The following is a 14,500-nucleotide window of genomic DNA, read 5'->3' as shown; positions in this document are numbered from 1 at the left end:
TCTGCTTTCTTCAGGGAATCGCCATGTACTATCAACCCGCCGCTGAGCGCTATCAGCAGATGGAATATCGCCGTTCTGGCCGCAGCGGTCTTAAGCTGCCCGCTATTTCCCTCGGCCTGTGGCATAACTTTGGCGACAGCACGCGCGTGGACAATAGCCGTGCTCTGCTGCGTCACGCTTTTGACGCCGGCATTACACATTTTGACCTCGCCAATAATTACGGTCCGCCGCCGGGTTCCGCCGAGGAAAATTTTGGCCGCATCCTGCGGGAAGATTTTCACGCCTGGCGCGATGAGCTGATTATCTCGACCAAAGCAGGCTACACCATGTGGGATGGGCCATACGGCGACTGGGGTTCGCGTAAATATCTGATCGCCAGCCTTGATCAAAGCCTGAAGCGTATGGGACTGGAGTATGTCGATATTTTTTATCACCACCGTCCCGATCCGGAAACGCCGCTGGAAGAGACTATGATGGCGCTGGATCAAGTGGTGCGTCAGGGCAAAGCGCTGTATGCCGCGATCTCTAACTATCCCGCCGAGCGGGCGGCAGAAGCGATTAAAATTTTGCGCGAGCTGGGGACGCCGTGCCTGATTCATCAGCCAAAGTATTCGATGTTTGAGCGTAAGCCGGAAGAAGGTCTGCTGGATACGCTACAGCGCGAGGGCGTAGGCTGTATCGCCTTTTCACCGCTGGCGGGCGGCGTGCTGACCGATCGTTATCTGCAAGGCGTACCGGAAGATTCCCGTGCCGCCAGCGGCAGCCGCTTTTTGAATGCTGAACAGCTGACCACAGATAAAATGGAAAAGGTGCAGCAGCTCAACGCTATTGTGCAGCGCCGTGGACAGAAACTGGCGCAAATGGCGCTGGCCTGGGTACTGCGTCAGCCAGCCATGACCAGCGTATTGATTGGCGCCAGCAAAACCAGCCAAATCGACGATGCGGTACAGATGCTACAGCAAAGCCCTCTGAGCGCAGAGGACCTGCAGGATATCGAGCGCGTGCTGCGTTAGACCCTCCTCTGGCTGCCCCGGCGCAGCCAGAAAAATCTCAATTCAGATTATCCTTAACTTTTTCAGAAATGCGCCGATGTTATGCCTGAGCTTTCTTTATATGCTGGCACCACAGTGCTGCTGCTTGCGCACTGATAAGGAGAAACATGAAACGTGCCATTATTTTTGCCGCTTTGTTGGCAACCTTGTCCCCTTTAGCTACACACACAGCACAGGCAGATGGCGCCACAATTACTCTGGCTCCGGGCGTGACGTTGCAATTGGGCGATCGCGATCGCCAGGGTCAATACTGGGATGGCGGACACTGGCGCGACGGTCGCTGGTGGCATGACCGTTATGAGTGGCAGCAGGGCCGCTGGTGGCGTCATGAGCAATGGCGACGTCATCGCGAATGGGAGCGCCAGCAATGGCAGCGGGAACGGGAATGGCGACATCATGAGCGCGCTCGTGAACGCGAACACCGTAAATGGGAAAAACACCGTGAACGCGATCACCGACGGTGGGAAAAACATCGTGAGCACGAGTATCGCCAGTGGGAAAAACATCATCGCGATTAAGCGCCCGTGCGCTTAAGCCGCTGGCCGTGGCTGTGCGGTAAAGTCGATGTCCGATCCAGAAAATACCAGGCGCCGTATTAACGGCGCTTAGTTTCAACCAAGACCCAACGCTTCTCCGACCAGTAGGTAAATATTCAGCGTAACCACCAGCGCGACAATCACCCAGCCCACGGTTTGCATGATACGTGAATTAGTCATATCTCCCATCAGCTCTTTCTTGCCGGTAAACACCAGCAGCGGTACCAGCGCCAGCGCGATACCAAAGCTTAACAGCACCTGACTCATTACCAGAATACGTGTAGGATCCCAGCCCGCCATGATGACCACAAAAGAGGGCAGCATAGTAATCGTCCGGCGCAGCCACAGCGGGATATAAAAGTGAATAAAGCCCTGCATCACCACCTGCCCCGCCAGCGTGCCGACAACCGTGGAGGAGAGCCCCGCCGCCACCAGGCTTAGGCCGAAGACGAATGCAGCAGCATCGCTTAACAACGGCTTCAGCGTCAGATAGGCCTGATCGAGATCCGCTACGCCGGCATGCCCATTAAAATGGAAAGCCGCCGCCGCCGTGGCCATCATTGCCAGATTCACAAAGCCAGCAATGGTCATGGCGATCGCCACATCCAGCTTGGTGGAAGAGTAACGTTCGCTGCGCGAGCTGCCGCGTCCGCCGTTTTGCGTCAGTGAAGAGTGCAGATAAATCACGTGCGGCATAATGGTTGCGCCCAGCACGCCCGCCGCAAGAAATACCGCATCAGCCGTGGGCAGCGAAGGCACGGCCATTCCGCGCGCCAGCTCGCTCATTTGCGGCTGGGAGAAGAACAGCTCAACAATATAAGCCGCAGCAACAAACAGCAGCAGCCCACCAATAACCAGCTCCAGCGGCTTTTGACCACGGCTTTGCAGCATTAAAATCAAAAAGGTCGCGACGCCGGTAAGCACTGCTCCCTGCAACAGCGAGATCCCCAGCAGCATCTTAAAGCCGAGCGCAGCGCCGATAAACTCAGCCAGATCGGTGGCCATAGCGATAATTTCCGCCTGCACCCAATAAAACCATACCGCCGGACGCGGAAAGCGATCGCGGATATGCTCAGCAAGATTTTTGCCGGTGGCGATGCCCAGCTTGGCGGACATCAGCTGAATAATGGTCGCCATAATATTGGCCCAGACCACTACCCACAGCAGCTTATAGCCGTAAGAAGCGCCCGCCTGAATATTAGTGGCAAAGTTACCAGGATCAATATAACCAATGGCCGCAATAAAGGCCGGCCCCAGCAAAGCCAGCTTTATCTTACGGGCTCCGCGTGCTGCTCGTTCCGCGGTGCGGCTTTCTAACATAGTCATTATCCTGTCTAAAAGTTATGTCACCCTTACAGCGTAAAGGGACGTAAGGCAAGGTAAAACAAGGTTGTCGTTATCGTTGTGATAGCTCGCGCTATAAAGTATAGCAAATGCTATATCTGTATTCACAATAGCCGACTGTTTAACAAGCATCAACCCACTAACTGTAGGTCATCCCAAAAATGTTAACAATGCAGATGTGGTTTTTTTAATCGGTGTTACAGTTGTGATCGGGATGCCTTTTCTGACGCAAGTTGCTATAGGCAATTGTTATATTGTGGAGTTGATCTCGTTTTTACGCCCGGTGTTACATAGAATACGCAGCGAAATATAATCTGCCTCAAATTTGGAGCATACATGTCCCGCATTTTGCATTTTGTTCTGGCGCTGGTGGTGGTTGCGTTACTGGCCTTGCTGGTTAGCCGCGATCGTAAAAATATCCGCGTCCGTTTTATCATACAGCTACTGGTAATTGAGGTTCTGCTTGCCTGGTTCTTCCTCAATTCAGAAGCTGGCCTGGGATTCGTGAAAGGCTTTGCCGGCCTGTTTGATTATCTGCTGAAATACGCTGCTGAAGGGACCAACTTCGTATTCGGTGGGATGAATGATAAAGGTCTGGCGTTCTTCTTCCTTAATGTTCTCTGCCCTATCGTCTTTATCTCCGCCCTGATTGGTATCCTGCAGCACTTCCGCATTCTGCCCATCGTTATTCGCGCTATCGGCACGGTACTGTCGAAAGTCAACGGCATGGGCAAGCTGGAATCCTTTAACGCGGTGAGCTCACTGATTTTGGGACAGTCAGAAAACTTTATCGCCTATAAGGATATCCTTGGGCAGATGTCGCAGCGCCGGATGTACACCATGGCCGCAACCGCGATGTCTACCGTCTCCATGTCTATCGTGGGGGCGTATATGACCATGCTGCAGCCGCAGTATGTGGTGGCCGCGCTGGTGCTGAATATGTTCAGTACCTTTATTGTGCTGTCATTGATCAACCCCTATCGCGTTGATAGCGAAGAAGATTTACAGCTAAGCGATCTGCATAAAGGCCAGAGCTTCTTTGAAATGCTGGGCGAATATATCCTTGCTGGTTTCCGCGTGGCGATTATCGTTGCGGCGATGCTGATTGGCTTTATTGCCATTATTGCCGGGATTAACGCACTGTTTGATGCGATTTTCGGCATCAGTTTCCAGGGCGTGCTGGGCTATGTGTTCTTCCCCTTCGCCTGGGTGATGGGCGTACCTTCCAGCGAAGCGCTGCAGGTTGGCAGCATCATGGCGACCAAGCTGGTTTCCAATGAGTTCGTGGCCATGATGGATCTGCAAAAAATCGCCGGACAGCTCTCTCCGCGCGGTGAAGGCATCCTTTCCGTGTTTCTGGTCTCTTTTGCTAACTTCTCATCTATCGGCATCGTTGCCGGTGCGATCAAGGGTTTGCATGAAGAACAGGGCAACGTGGTTTCCCGCTTCGGCCTGAAGCTGCTGTATGGCTCTACGCTGGTCAGCGTGCTGTCAGCGTCTATTGCGGGTCTGGTGCTCTCCTGATCGCCGCCGTTACGTTAAAAAACCGGGCCTGGCCCGGTTTTTTTATACCCGTGGATAACAGGCTTAATAATGTACTTCTGGGCAGATAAGCAGACAGTAACTAACGGGAAATAATAAGAAGATAAAATCGAAAGGAAAATGGTGGAGATAAGCGGGATCGAACCGCTGACCTCTTGCATGCCATGCAAGCGCTCTCCCAGCTGAGCTATACCCCCACATCAAATGATTACCGTTACCAAACCTGTTGGGATAAGATTTGGTGGAGCTAAGCGGGATCGAACCGCTGACCTCTTGCATGCCATGCAAGCGCTCTCCCAGCTGAGCTATAGCCCCATACCGGATAATCGTGTCGTGTTGACGGAGCGCATGATATGAAACCGCCTCCAGGGTGTCAACGGCAAATTCAAAATCTGTGTTTGATCGCTGAAAAAGACGTCAAACGAAATTAAACCTCGTCAGCATCAGGTGTGTCAGCTACCAGATAATCTCCCTTAAAACACGCTTCTGGCTGTGAGCTATCGCGCAGGTTGGCGTTGGGGAAAGATTTATTACTGGCTGGTCCTGATCACGCCCGTTTTGTTGTTAATTTTGCGTTAATGTCTTTATGAAAAGGTACTTGTTATTGTTAATTTGCTATGCAAAACTTCGCGCGCTAATTAATTTATTGGTTTATCGAGTCCGCTCTGGCTGCCTTCTGCCGCCGACGAGAAGCGAAAACCATCATTATTCTTTGACTAACACCAGAGCTACTATGTCCTTGCATTCACCTAAAGAAATCGCTGCCATTGCTATTCAGTCTGGCGTGGCAAAAAGTCGTCTTTCTATTCCGTCGCTGTTGATCCTAGGCTTTATGGCTGGTGCATTTATTGCCACCGGCTTTCTGCTTGATCTCCATGTGATTAATAAACTGCCAGCAGACTGGGGTTCCTTCGGCGGCTTCCTTGGCGCTGCGGTCTTTCCGGTTGGCCTGATCCTCACTATTCTTGCGGGCGGCGAACTGCTGACCGGCAACATGATGACGATGCCTATTGCCTGGTTTGCCCGTCAGGTAAGCGGCCTCAGCGTGCTGCGTAACTGGTTCTGGATCACCATCGCTAACTTCATCGGCAGCGTGGCCGTTGCCTGGTTCTTTGGTCATCTGCTTGGCATGACAGAAGGCGATTACCTGAATAAAACCGTTGCGATCGCCACGGCAAAAGTCAATGCCGATTTCATGCACGCCTTTATCTCTGGCATCGGTTGTAACTGGCTGGTTTGTCTTGCCGTCTGGCTGGCCTTCGCCAGTAAAGATATGGTGGGTAAAATCTTTGGTGCCTGGTTCCCGGTAATGGCTTTTGTTGCTATCGGCTTTCAGCACGTGGTTGCCAACATGTTTATTATTCCTGCGGCAATCTTCGCGGGTCATCTTAGCTGGGCTGAATACCTGCCGAACTTTATTGCGGTCTTTCTTGGCAATGGCGTTGGCGGTGCGATTTTTGTCGGCCTCGCCTATTTCCTCGCCTTCCGTCCAGCTGTAGAAAGCGCCACTACCCCGCGCTAATCTTGTTTGTCCTCTGCCTGCGGGCAGAGGATATAACCTTCCCTGTTAGTGATCCTCGTTAGTTAATCGCATGACGTTTTCATGTAATATATTCGCCTGTTGCTTAAGTTTACAGGGAATGAAACGTGAAAGAGGAATGGTTAACGCCGGAAGAGCTTGCCCAACGGACAGGCTATACGCGTCAGACAATCAATAAATGGATTAAGCGCGAGCACTGGATAACGAAACCCAAGCCCGGCGTACAAGGTGGTAAAGCGCGCGTGGTTAAAATTGACGAAAGGGTAACGGCCTTTTTGGATGATACCCGCCACGCTGCGGAGCCGGCCGGGACTTACCTGGTAAGATCCAATACGCTGCCCGCGCTGCTGACTTCTTTTGTTCAGCAGATGACTTTGCAGGAACAGGAAAACCTGCAGAAATTGTTGCTGCGTGAAGGCGTCACAGGGCTTCTTCAACGGCTGGGGATTGAAAGCAAGTAAAAAAAACCGGAAGCATGCTTCCGGTTTTTTTATCTGCCGCAAGGAGGATTTAGCCCTGCGCTTCACGTTCGCTGATAAAGGCCAGCGCTTTTTCAATACGCGCTACCGCACGCGAGCGGCCAATCGCCTGCACCGTCACGTCCAGCGCCGGTGACTGCCCTGCTCCGGTTACCGCTACGCGCAGCGGCATGCCCACTTTCCCCATGCCTACTTCCAGCTCGTCCGCCGTGGACTGAATAGCATGGTGAACGTTTTCTGCCGTCCAGTCGCTGATTGCTGCCAGTTTATCACGCACCACTTCCAGCGGCTGACGCGCAACCGGACGCAGATGCTTTTTCGCCGCATCGGCATCAAAGGTCTCGAACTCTTCATAGAAATAGCGGCAGCTGGCAGCCATTTCTTTCAGTGTCTTACAACGTTCGCCCAGTAATTTCACCAGCTGCGCCAGTTCAGGACCGGTACGGGTATCAATTTGCGCCTGCTCAATGTGCCATTGTAAATGCGTAGCGACATATTCCGGTGCCAGGCTATTAATATAGTGGTGGTTTAGCCACTGCAGCTTCTCAGTATTGAAAGCGCTGGCGGACTTGCTTACCGCATCCAGTGAAAACAGCTGTTTCATCTCTTCAATCGAGAAGATCTCCTGATCGCCGTGGGACCAGCCCAGACGCACCAGATAGTTGAGTAGCGCTTCCGGCAGATAACCGTCGTCACGGTACTGCATTACGCCTACCGCGCCGTGACGCTTGGAGAGTTTTTTACCATCGTCGCCGAGGATCATGGAGACGTGCGCGTAAACCGGCACCTGCGCGCCGATCGCCTGCAGGATATTAATCTGACGCGGCGTGTTATTGATATGGTCTTCACCACGGATGACATGGGTGATGCCCATATCCCAGTCATCAATCACAACACAGAAGTTGTAGGTCGGCGACCCATCGGTACGACGGATAATCAGATCGTCCAACTCCTGGTTACTGAACTCAATCGGACCACGGATCTGATCGTCAAACACCACAGAACCTTCCTGTGGGTTACGGAAGCGCACAACATGCGGTTCATTATCAGCATGATGTTCATGGCTGTCACGGCAGCGGCCATCGTAGCGTGGCTTTTCGCCATTCGCCATTTGCGTTTCGCGCAGCTGCTCCAGGCGTTCTTTAGAGCAATAGCATTTATAGGCCGTCCCCGCTTCCAGCATCTCGTCAATCACTGCATTGTAGCGATCGAAACGTTTGGTCTGATAATACGGACCCTCATCCCAGTCCAGATTCAGCCAGTTCATGCCATCCATAATGGCATCGATCGCCTGCTGCGTGGAGCGCTCCAGATCGGTATCTTCAATGCGCAGGACAAATTCACCGCCGTGATTACGAGCAAACAGCCAGGAGTAGAGTGCGGTACGAGCGCCGCCAACGTGCAAATAGCCGGTCGGACTGGGCGCGAAACGGGTTTTGATTTTCATTGAGCTTGCCTTAGTGCGCAGATTTTCTGCGGAATGACAGAAAAGATGATTTTCATGCAGTGTTTAAGTGCGCATATTCTATCACCTGCCCCTGATTCCTCAACGGCTAACCCGGCGTTGATGCGGCATGCTGCTGAATTTTCATGCATCCGGAAGGCGGTTTCGGCTAAAAGCGCGACACGCTGCCTAATTTTAAGACGAACAAACATTTTCGTTTTAAAAAGCGTTGACTCGTTGCGAACTCTCCCTATAATGCGACTCCACACAGCGGGGGTGATTAGCTCAGTTGGTAGAGCACCTCCCTTACAAGGAGGGGGTCGGCGGTTCGAACCCGTCATCACCCACCATCTCTAAGATGGCCCGCAGTGTAAGACAGATGATAAAAGATGGGTGATTAGCTCAGTTGGTAGAGCACCTCCCTTACAAGGAGGGGGTCGGCGGTTCGAGCCCGTCATCACCCACCATCTTTTATACTTTGTCGCACCGAAAATGGGTGATTAGCTCAGTTGGTAGAGCACCTCCCTTACAAGGAGGGGGTCGGCGGTTCGAGCCCGTCATCACCCACCATCGGGTCGTTAGCTCAGTTGGTAGAGCAGTTGACTTTTAATCAATTGGTCGCAGGTTCGAATCCTGCACGACCCACCAATGTAGAAAGGCGCCCTAAAGGCGCCTTTTTGCTATGCAAAATCGGCAACCTTTTCACTTTCTTAACGATTTTTTTACGCTCTTTTAGGTTAAGTCATTCCAAAAATTGACCGATAGATATATTGATCTATTAAAAAGGAGAGGATCGTGACAACTATTGCTATTTCCACGCCAGGCGTTAGCCAGAGCAGCGGCGCCAGCAGTTCCAGCAGCGGTAGCGATAGCGATAGCGATGTATCATCGCAAATTTCTCGTCTGACTAACCAGATTACTAAGTTGCAGCAGCAGCTGAAAGATGTGACTAACTCAGACTCTTCCGCAGAAGAAAAACAGAAACAGCAGGAGCAGATCCAGGGTCAGATAGAAATGCTGCAAGCTCAGCTGGCTCAGCTACAGCGTCAACAGGCTGAAGAAGCGGCAAAGAAACAGCAGAACAGCAACAGCTCAGGCAACCCGAGCGACCCGAAAGTGGCTGATGGGGTGAATCGCCCTACCGCAGAGAATCAAATTAACGTCTATATCTAAAAAGCGGGCATGCTTTGCCGCTGTTGCGTCAGCAGCATCGCCTGCTGACGCACTTCCTGCCAGATAGCTTCGGCGGCGGGTGTCAGAGAGCGGTTTTTCCGCCGAATCAGCATCAGCGTACGATTAATCTCCGGCAGGAGTCTGCGGACCATCAATGGTCGTCCCGCAGGCAAGGGCAGCGCCAGCGCTGGCAGAATACTGATCCCGATCCCCGCCTCAACCATGGGATAAAGCGTGGTAGGGTGACCAATTTCCTGAACAATCTCTGCCTGCACTTGCTGTTGCCTGAGCGCTTCATCAATCAATACCCGGCTGCCGGAAGCATAATCCTGCAACACCAGGGGACGCCCGCTCAGCATTCGCCAGTGAAGCTCTTTAACCTGCGCCAGTTCATCATCCTGTCGGCACAGCAGCAGGAAAGGCTCATCAAGAATGGGCTGCGATGTAAACTCGCCTGCGGTCAACGGGCCAACCACAATGCCGAAATCCACTTCAGCATCACGCACGCTTTGAATAACCCACTGCTGTGGCCGGTCACGTAACATGACCTTGATTTCAGGATAATTAAGCTGACTGGCGGCCAGACACTGCGGCATCAAGTGGGCAGAAATAGTCTGGCTGGCTGCTACCCGCACCGTGCCGCTGCGCTGTTGCCCAAAGCTGCGCGCATCAAGCAACGTGGTATTCAGCTCTTCCAGCAGACGTTCAAGGCGATTAGCCAGAAGCTGTCCGGCGCTGGTAAGGAGCACTTCGCGTGTGGTACGGTCCAGCAGACGAATCCCCATCTCCGCTTCCAGCTCTTTAATGCTATGGCTCACTGCCGACTGGCTAAGACCGATCACCTGCCCTGCCTGGCTAAAGCTGCCATGCTGCGCGACGGCCACAAACACCCGCAGTTGACGTAACGTATAATTCATCTGTTTTATTCATCAATGGATGCAATAAATCAATTTTATTTCTAAACCCGGCTAGCCCACAATAGACCATCGAATTTTAATCTGGATTTAACAATGCGAGTTTTGCGTCTCGACCCGATGATGGTCAAATTGCTGATTGTCGTATTACTGGCAACCTTTTTACCGGCAAAAGGCGGCTTTGTTGCTTTTTTTGAATGGCTGACTACCGCCGCGATTGCGCTGCTGTTTTTTATGCACGGCGCCAAACTTTCGCGGGAAAAGATCATTGCCGGCAGCAGCCACTGGCGGCTGCATCTGTGGATTATGTTCAGCACCTTTGTGCTCTTTCCGATTCTGGGCCTGCTGCTGGTGTGGTGGCATCCGGTTAATCTCAGCAACGAAATTTATACCGGCTTCATTTATCTTTGTATTTTGCCGGCCACGGTTCAGTCCGCTATCGCCTTTACTTCAATGGCGGGCGGCAACGTTGCGGCTGCCGTCTGCAGCGCCTCTGCTTCCAGCCTGCTCGGCGTGTTTATCTCCCCGCTGTTAGTCAATCTGGTAATGAATATTCATAGCGAGATGCCGGGCAACGGCCTGGAGCAAATTGGTCGCATCATGCTGCAGCTGCTGGTGCCTTTTGTGCTGGGACACCTGTCGCGTCGCTGGATTGGCGGCTGGGTTGAACGCCATCGCAGCCTGATTGGCAAAACCGATCAGGCTTCAATTTTGCTGGTGGTCTATTCTGCCTTTAGTGAAGCGGTGGTTAACGGAATCTGGCATCGGGTGGGCGTAATCACTCTGCTATGGATCCTGGCGGGAAGCGTACTGCTGTTGGCGATTGTGCTAATAGTAAATTTGCTGGCGGCGCGGCTGTTCGGCTTTAAGCGGGCGGATGAGATTACTATTCTGTTCTGCGGCTCGAAAAAGAGCCTGGCGAACGGCGTACCTATGGCAAATATTCTGTTTCCTGCCGCCGCCGTGGGTATTATCGTGTTGCCGCTGATGGTGTTTCATCAGGTACAGCTTATGGTGTGTTCGTTTATCGCCCAGCGCTATAAAAAGAAAAACGAAGCCGAGCTTCAGGCCAGCGAGCCAACGGGCAAAGACATGATGGGATCTCAAAAGTAAACCAGACGCGCCGTCGCTGACGGCGCGTCTCAGGCTTAACGCTTAAGCGGCTTCACCAGCCCTTCCAGTCCTTCAATCTTGATCGCCAGCGTCAGCTGCATCAGCTCACCCAACTGCCCTGCCGGAAATTCGCCCTTGCGGGCGAACCACAGCAGATAAGGTTCAGGCAGATCGATCAATACGCGTCCCTGATATTTACCGAAAGGCATCACGGTATTGGCGATATCGATCAACTGCTGTTTATCCATTCTGGCTGTCCAGCAGACGGATCATTTCCGCTTCATCAATGACCTCGATTCCCAACTCCTGTGCCTTAGCCAGCTTGGAACCTGCCGCTTCGCCCGCGATCACCAAATCGGTTTTCTTTGATACGCTGCCGCTGACTTTGGCGCCCAGCGCCGTTAAACGCTCTTTCGCCTCATCGCGCGACATAATACTCAGCGAGCCGGTTAGCACCAGGGTTTTACCGGCAAATGGATTGTCCAGCGCTTCGACATTCACCAGGGTAATTTCTGGCCAGTGGATGCCAATATCCTCAACCAGCTGGCGGATAACTTCACGGTTGCTCTCTTCTTCCATAAAGTTCCGCACGTGGGAAGCGACAATCTTGCCCACATCCTGCACGGCAATCAGCGCATCCAGATCGGCATCCATAATCTTTTCCAGCGAGCCGAAATGATTCGCCAGGTTCACCGCCGTCGCTTCGCCAACTTCACGAATGCCTAACGCATAAAGAAAACGCGGCAAGGTCGTGGCTTTCGCCTTATTAAGCGCATCGACAATATTTTGCGCCGATTTCGGTCCCATGCGCTCCAGACCGGTCAGCAGACCGGCGCTGAGGCGGAACAGATCGGCGGGCGTTTTCACATACTCTTTTTCCACCAGCTGATCGATGATTTTATCGCCCATGCCCTCGACATCCATCGCACGACGCGAGACAAAATGCTTCAGCGCCTCTTTACGCTGCGCGCCGCAAATCAGGCCGCCGGTACAGCGCGTTACCGCCTCGCCTTCCACTCGCTCTACGTCCGAACCGCAAACCGGGCAGTGACTGGGGAAAGTAATTTCTCGCGTATCGTCAGGGCGCTCTGACTCCACCACATTAACCACCTGCGGTATCACATCACCCGCACGGCGAATAACCACGCGATCGCCAATTCGCAGGCCAAGACGCGCGATCTCATCGGCGTTATGCAACGTTGCGTTGCTGACCATAACGCCTGCAACCTGTACCGGCTCCAGACGCGCTACCGGCGTAATCGCGCCGGTACGACCCACCTGAAACTCCACGTCACGTACGCGGGTAAGTTGCTCCTGCGCCGGGAATTTAAACGCAATCGCCCAGCGTGGCGCGCGCGCCACAAAGCCCAGACGTTCCTGTAGCTCCTGCGAATCCACCTTGATAACCACGCCATCAATATCAAAGCCAAGTTGAGGACGATCACGCTCTACCTGATGATAAAAATCCAGTACTTCATCAGCGCGGTGATGAAGACGAATACGATCGCTGACCGGGAGTCCCCAGGCTTTAAACTGCTGCAAGCGTTCCCAGTGGCTGTGCGGCAACTCTCCACCTTCTACCAGACCAATGCCGTAGCAGAAGAAGGTCAGCGGACGCCTGGCGGTAATCCGGGGATCAAGCTGGCGCAGCGAGCCCGCTGCCGCATTACGCGGGTTAGCAAAAATTTTGCCGCCGGTGCGGCGCGCTTCATCGTTTAGCTTCTCGAATCCCACCTGATTCATAAACACTTCGCCACGCACTTCCAGCCGTGCCGGAATATTATCGCCTTTAAGACGCAGCGGAATCGCGCGGATGGTGCGCACATTGGCCGTGATATTTTCACCGGTCGTTCCATCACCACGGGTAGCGGCACGCACCAGCAGGCCATTTTCATACAGCAAACTCACGGCAAGGCCATCCAGCTTTAGCTCGCAGCAAAAAGTAATATCATCGCTGCTCTTCAGCCGATCCTGCACGCGCTTATTGAACGCCAGATAGCCCGCCTCGTCGAAAACGTTATCCAGCGACAGCATCGGCACTTCATGACGTACCTGTTCAAAAGCGGTTAACGGCGCGGCGCCCACGCGTTGGGTGGGTGAATCAGGCGTGATTAAATCGGGATGCTGCTCTTCCAGCGCCCGCAGCTCGCGCATCAGGCGGTCATATTCCGCATCGGGAACTTCCGGCGCATCCAGAACATGATAGAGATATTCATGATGACGAAGCGTGGTTCGCAGCTCGGTGATTTTTTCTTGTACGGATTCCATAACGCACCATCAGAGAAAGAAAACCCCCGGCAAGCGGGGGTTCAGGGGAACAAAGCGGGAACCGGCTATCAGGCGTTCGCCTCAACTACGTCGCGAATACGCGCCTTATAGGTTTCCAGTTTTTGCGGCGTCATCATCCGACGCTCATCATCCAGCACCACGCCGCCAACATCGTCAGCGATGCGCTGCGCTGACTGCAGCATTAACTTAAAGTTTTGATGCGGATCGCCATAGGAAGGCACCATCATAAACATAGAAACGCCTGGCGTTGAAAAGTCTGACATGGCATCAGGATTGAACGATCCCGGCTTCACCATATTGGCCAGACTGAACAGCACCGGGCCGCTTCCGGCCGGACTTAAATGACGATGGAAGATGTTCATTTCGCCAAACTGGAACCCGGCCTGCAAAATGCCCTGCAGCAGGCTTTCGCCGTTCAGCTCGCCGCCAGCATGAGCAGCGACATGCAGCACCAGCACCGTCTCTTTGCGACGCGCTTCTTCACGCGATTGCGACACAGGCTCTGCGGCTGCAGGCGCATCGCTTTCAACATTCATTACCGGTTCATTATCATCCTGCCACTGCGGTTCATCATCCAGTAAAGGATCGGCAGGCTGCTGTAACGGCGTTTCAACCGGACGCGCAGGCGCAGGCTGTTGCGTACGTGAAACGGCAGGCTGCCGCTCGCTTTGCGGACGCGGCTCGAAAGCGTCATCGTCAACCGCAGCGGAAGGCTCGGCATCAAACAGCGGATCGCGTTCCGGCTGGGGAACAACAGGCACCGCCGTAGGCGTCGGTTGCGGCTTACGCGCAGCAGGACGTGGCGCAGGCTCTTCGTCTTCTGCGGTAAACCCATCAAAAGAAGGTTCATTATGTGAAGATTTTGTCGGCGTTCGTCGGACCCGAACGTCACCTACACCCTGGGTGTCCTCTTCGGTCAGGTTATCTTCTTGATCCTGCTTTAAACGCTTGTGCGGGCGATCGCGAAACACAGATGAGCGCTCTTTACGGCTGGTCCACAGCCCGTGAAGCAGCAGCGCTATTATGGCGATCGCACCAACAACGATTAATATCAGACGCAAATCCTGCATCATT

13 protein-coding genes and 6 tRNA genes are annotated in these 14,500 nt (G+C 53.3%); 11 read left to right on the top strand and 8 right to left on the bottom strand.

Annotation, left to right across the window (positions count from 1 at the left end):
* The first annotated feature begins 23 nt into the window (after nt 1–23).
* Nucleotides 24–1,013 carry an L-glyceraldehyde 3-phosphate reductase gene (gene mgrA / locus ACQE32_RS01375; protein ID WP_427021221.1) on the top strand — a complete coding sequence of 330 codons (990 nt, stop codon included), beginning with the start codon at nt 24–26 and terminating at the stop codon, nt 1,011–1,013.
* Nucleotides 1,014–1,159: 146 nt separating this feature from the next.
* Entirely contained in the window at nt 1,160–1,570 is a 411-nt protein-coding gene (locus tag ACQE32_RS01370; RefSeq protein ID WP_426980708.1) for a DUF2502 domain-containing protein, read from the top strand.
* Between the two features lie 93 nt (nt 1,571–1,663).
* On the opposite strand, the gene ACQE32_RS01365 is transcribed toward ACQE32_RS01370, so the two are convergent.
* The gene (locus ACQE32_RS01365; RefSeq protein ID WP_426971791.1) at nt 1,664–2,908 is read right to left on the bottom strand and encodes an Nramp family divalent metal transporter; all 1,245 of its coding nucleotides are present in this window, start codon (nt 2,906–2,908) and stop codon (nt 1,664–1,666) included.
* Between the two features lie 360 nt (nt 2,909–3,268).
* On the opposite strand from ACQE32_RS01365, the gene ACQE32_RS01360 reads away from it, so the two are divergent.
* A complete protein-coding gene (locus ACQE32_RS01360; RefSeq protein WP_085070929.1) occupies nt 3,269–4,456 on the top strand; it encodes a NupC/NupG family nucleoside CNT transporter in 1,188 nt (395 codons plus the stop codon).
* A gap of 139 nt (nt 4,457–4,595) precedes the next feature.
* Here ACQE32_RS01360 and ACQE32_RS01355 read toward each other — a convergent pair.
* Together ACQE32_RS01355 and ACQE32_RS01350 are read right to left on the bottom strand one after the other, a co-directional pair.
* Nucleotides 4,596–4,671: transfer RNA gene (locus tag ACQE32_RS01355), tRNA-Ala, on the bottom strand.
* 42 nt (nt 4,672–4,713) lie between these two features.
* Nucleotides 4,714–4,789 (bottom strand) — tRNA-Ala (locus ACQE32_RS01350).
* Nucleotides 4,790–5,207: 418 nt separating this feature from the next.
* On the opposite strand from ACQE32_RS01350, the gene ACQE32_RS01345 reads away from it, so the two are divergent.
* Complete coding sequence (locus ACQE32_RS01345; protein ID WP_085070928.1) at nt 5,208–5,996, top strand: formate/nitrite transporter family protein; 789 nt, start codon at nt 5,208–5,210, stop codon at nt 5,994–5,996.
* 125 nt (nt 5,997–6,121) lie between these two features.
* Nucleotides 6,122–6,475 (top strand): YfeC-like transcriptional regulator, encoded by a 354-nt coding sequence (locus ACQE32_RS01340; protein WP_427021220.1) that lies wholly within the window; start codon nt 6,122–6,124, stop codon nt 6,473–6,475.
* A gap of 49 nt (nt 6,476–6,524) precedes the next feature.
* Here ACQE32_RS01340 and gltX read toward each other — a convergent pair whose 3' ends face one another.
* Nucleotides 6,525–7,940: a glutamate--tRNA ligase gene (gene gltX, locus ACQE32_RS01335; protein ID WP_250650513.1), complete on the bottom strand. Its 1,416-nt coding sequence runs from the start codon at nt 7,938–7,940 to the stop codon at nt 6,525–6,527.
* 271 nt (nt 7,941–8,211) lie between these two features.
* On the opposite strand from gltX, the gene ACQE32_RS01330 reads away from it, so the two are divergent.
* The 5 genes from ACQE32_RS01330 to ACQE32_RS01310 all read left to right on the top strand — a co-directional run bounded on the left by ACQE32_RS01330 (nt 8,212) and on the right by ACQE32_RS01310 (nt 9,110).
* A tRNA-Val gene (locus ACQE32_RS01330) sits at nt 8,212–8,287 on the top strand.
* Nucleotides 8,288–8,328: 41 nt separating this feature from the next.
* Nucleotides 8,329–8,404: transfer RNA gene (locus ACQE32_RS01325), tRNA-Val, on the top strand.
* A gap of 27 nt (nt 8,405–8,431) precedes the next feature.
* Nucleotides 8,432–8,507 (top strand) — tRNA-Val (locus tag ACQE32_RS01320).
* A 2-nt stretch (nt 8,508–8,509) separates the two neighbouring features.
* Nucleotides 8,510–8,585, top strand: a tRNA-Lys gene (locus ACQE32_RS01315).
* A gap of 147 nt (nt 8,586–8,732) precedes the next feature.
* Entirely contained in the window at nt 8,733–9,110 is a 378-nt protein-coding gene (locus ACQE32_RS01310) for a FlxA-like family protein (RefSeq protein ID WP_427021219.1), read from the top strand.
* On the opposite strand, the gene ACQE32_RS01305 is transcribed toward ACQE32_RS01310, so the two are convergent.
* Complete coding sequence (locus ACQE32_RS01305; protein WP_427021218.1) at nt 9,107–10,027, bottom strand: LysR family transcriptional regulator; 921 nt, start codon at nt 10,025–10,027, stop codon at nt 9,107–9,109. The genes ACQE32_RS01310 and ACQE32_RS01305 overlap by 4 nt on opposite strands.
* A gap of 93 nt (nt 10,028–10,120) precedes the next feature.
* Between ACQE32_RS01305 and ACQE32_RS01300 the strand changes: the two genes are divergently transcribed.
* Nucleotides 10,121–11,137 carry a bile acid:sodium symporter family protein gene (locus tag ACQE32_RS01300; protein ID WP_426980706.1) on the top strand — a complete coding sequence of 339 codons (1,017 nt, stop codon included), beginning with the start codon at nt 10,121–10,123 and terminating at the stop codon, nt 11,135–11,137.
* Between the two features lie 35 nt (nt 11,138–11,172).
* Here ACQE32_RS01300 and ACQE32_RS01295 read toward each other — a convergent pair whose 3' ends face one another.
* The 3 genes from ACQE32_RS01295 to zipA all read right to left on the bottom strand — a co-directional run bounded on the left by ACQE32_RS01295 (nt 11,173) and on the right by zipA (nt 14,499).
* Complete coding sequence (locus tag ACQE32_RS01295) at nt 11,173–11,385, bottom strand: DUF3820 family protein (protein WP_085070923.1); 213 nt, start codon at nt 11,383–11,385, stop codon at nt 11,173–11,175.
* Nucleotides 11,378–13,405 (bottom strand): NAD-dependent DNA ligase LigA, encoded by a 2,028-nt coding sequence (ligA, locus tag ACQE32_RS01290; protein WP_426971784.1) that lies wholly within the window; start codon nt 13,403–13,405, stop codon nt 11,378–11,380. Before ligA ends, ACQE32_RS01295 begins: the two co-directional genes overlap by 8 nt.
* A 68-nt stretch (nt 13,406–13,473) precedes the next feature.
* Nucleotides 13,474–14,499, bottom strand: a complete 1,026-nt coding sequence (gene zipA / locus ACQE32_RS01285) for a cell division protein ZipA (RefSeq protein WP_427021217.1) — start codon at nt 14,497–14,499, stop codon at nt 13,474–13,476.
* Nucleotide 14,500 lies beyond the last annotated feature (1 nt).

The sequence above is a fragment of the Pantoea sp. FN0302 genome, from assembly GCF_050113775.1.
In the GTDB taxonomy this organism is placed as follows: domain Bacteria; phylum Pseudomonadota; class Gammaproteobacteria; order Enterobacterales; family Enterobacteriaceae; genus Mixta; species Mixta alhagi.
The sequence above is the reverse complement of the archived record's forward strand: the minus strand, read 5'-3'. Positions and strand labels throughout refer to the sequence as shown.

Coding starts and splice junctions, on each gene's coding strand:
- ACQE32_RS01295 (WP_085070923.1), bottom strand. CDS start 11,385: ATGGATAAACAGCAGTTGATCGATATCGCCAATACCGTGATGCCTTTC.
- ACQE32_RS01360 (WP_085070929.1), top strand. CDS start 3,269: ATGTCCCGCATTTTGCATTTTGTTCTGGCGCTGGTGGTGGTTGCGTTA.
- ACQE32_RS01370 (WP_426980708.1), top strand. CDS start 1,160: ATGAAACGTGCCATTATTTTTGCCGCTTTGTTGGCAACCTTGTCCCCT.
- ACQE32_RS01365 (WP_426971791.1), bottom strand. CDS start 2,908: ATGTTAGAAAGCCGCACCGCGGAACGAGCAGCACGCGGAGCCCGTAAG.
- ligA (WP_426971784.1), bottom strand. CDS start 13,405: ATGGAATCCGTACAAGAAAAAATCACCGAGCTGCGAACCACGCTTCGT.
- zipA (WP_427021217.1), bottom strand. CDS start 14,499: ATGATGCAGGATTTGCGTCTGATATTAATCGTTGTTGGTGCGATCGCC.
- ACQE32_RS01345 (WP_085070928.1), top strand. CDS start 5,208: ATGTCCTTGCATTCACCTAAAGAAATCGCTGCCATTGCTATTCAGTCT.
- ACQE32_RS01305 (WP_427021218.1), bottom strand. CDS start 10,027: ATGAATTATACGTTACGTCAACTGCGGGTGTTTGTGGCCGTCGCGCAG.
- ACQE32_RS01300 (WP_426980706.1), top strand. CDS start 10,121: ATGCGAGTTTTGCGTCTCGACCCGATGATGGTCAAATTGCTGATTGTC.
- gltX (WP_250650513.1), bottom strand. CDS start 7,940: ATGAAAATCAAAACCCGTTTCGCGCCCAGTCCGACCGGCTATTTGCAC.
- mgrA (WP_427021221.1), top strand. CDS start 24: ATGTACTATCAACCCGCCGCTGAGCGCTATCAGCAGATGGAATATCGC.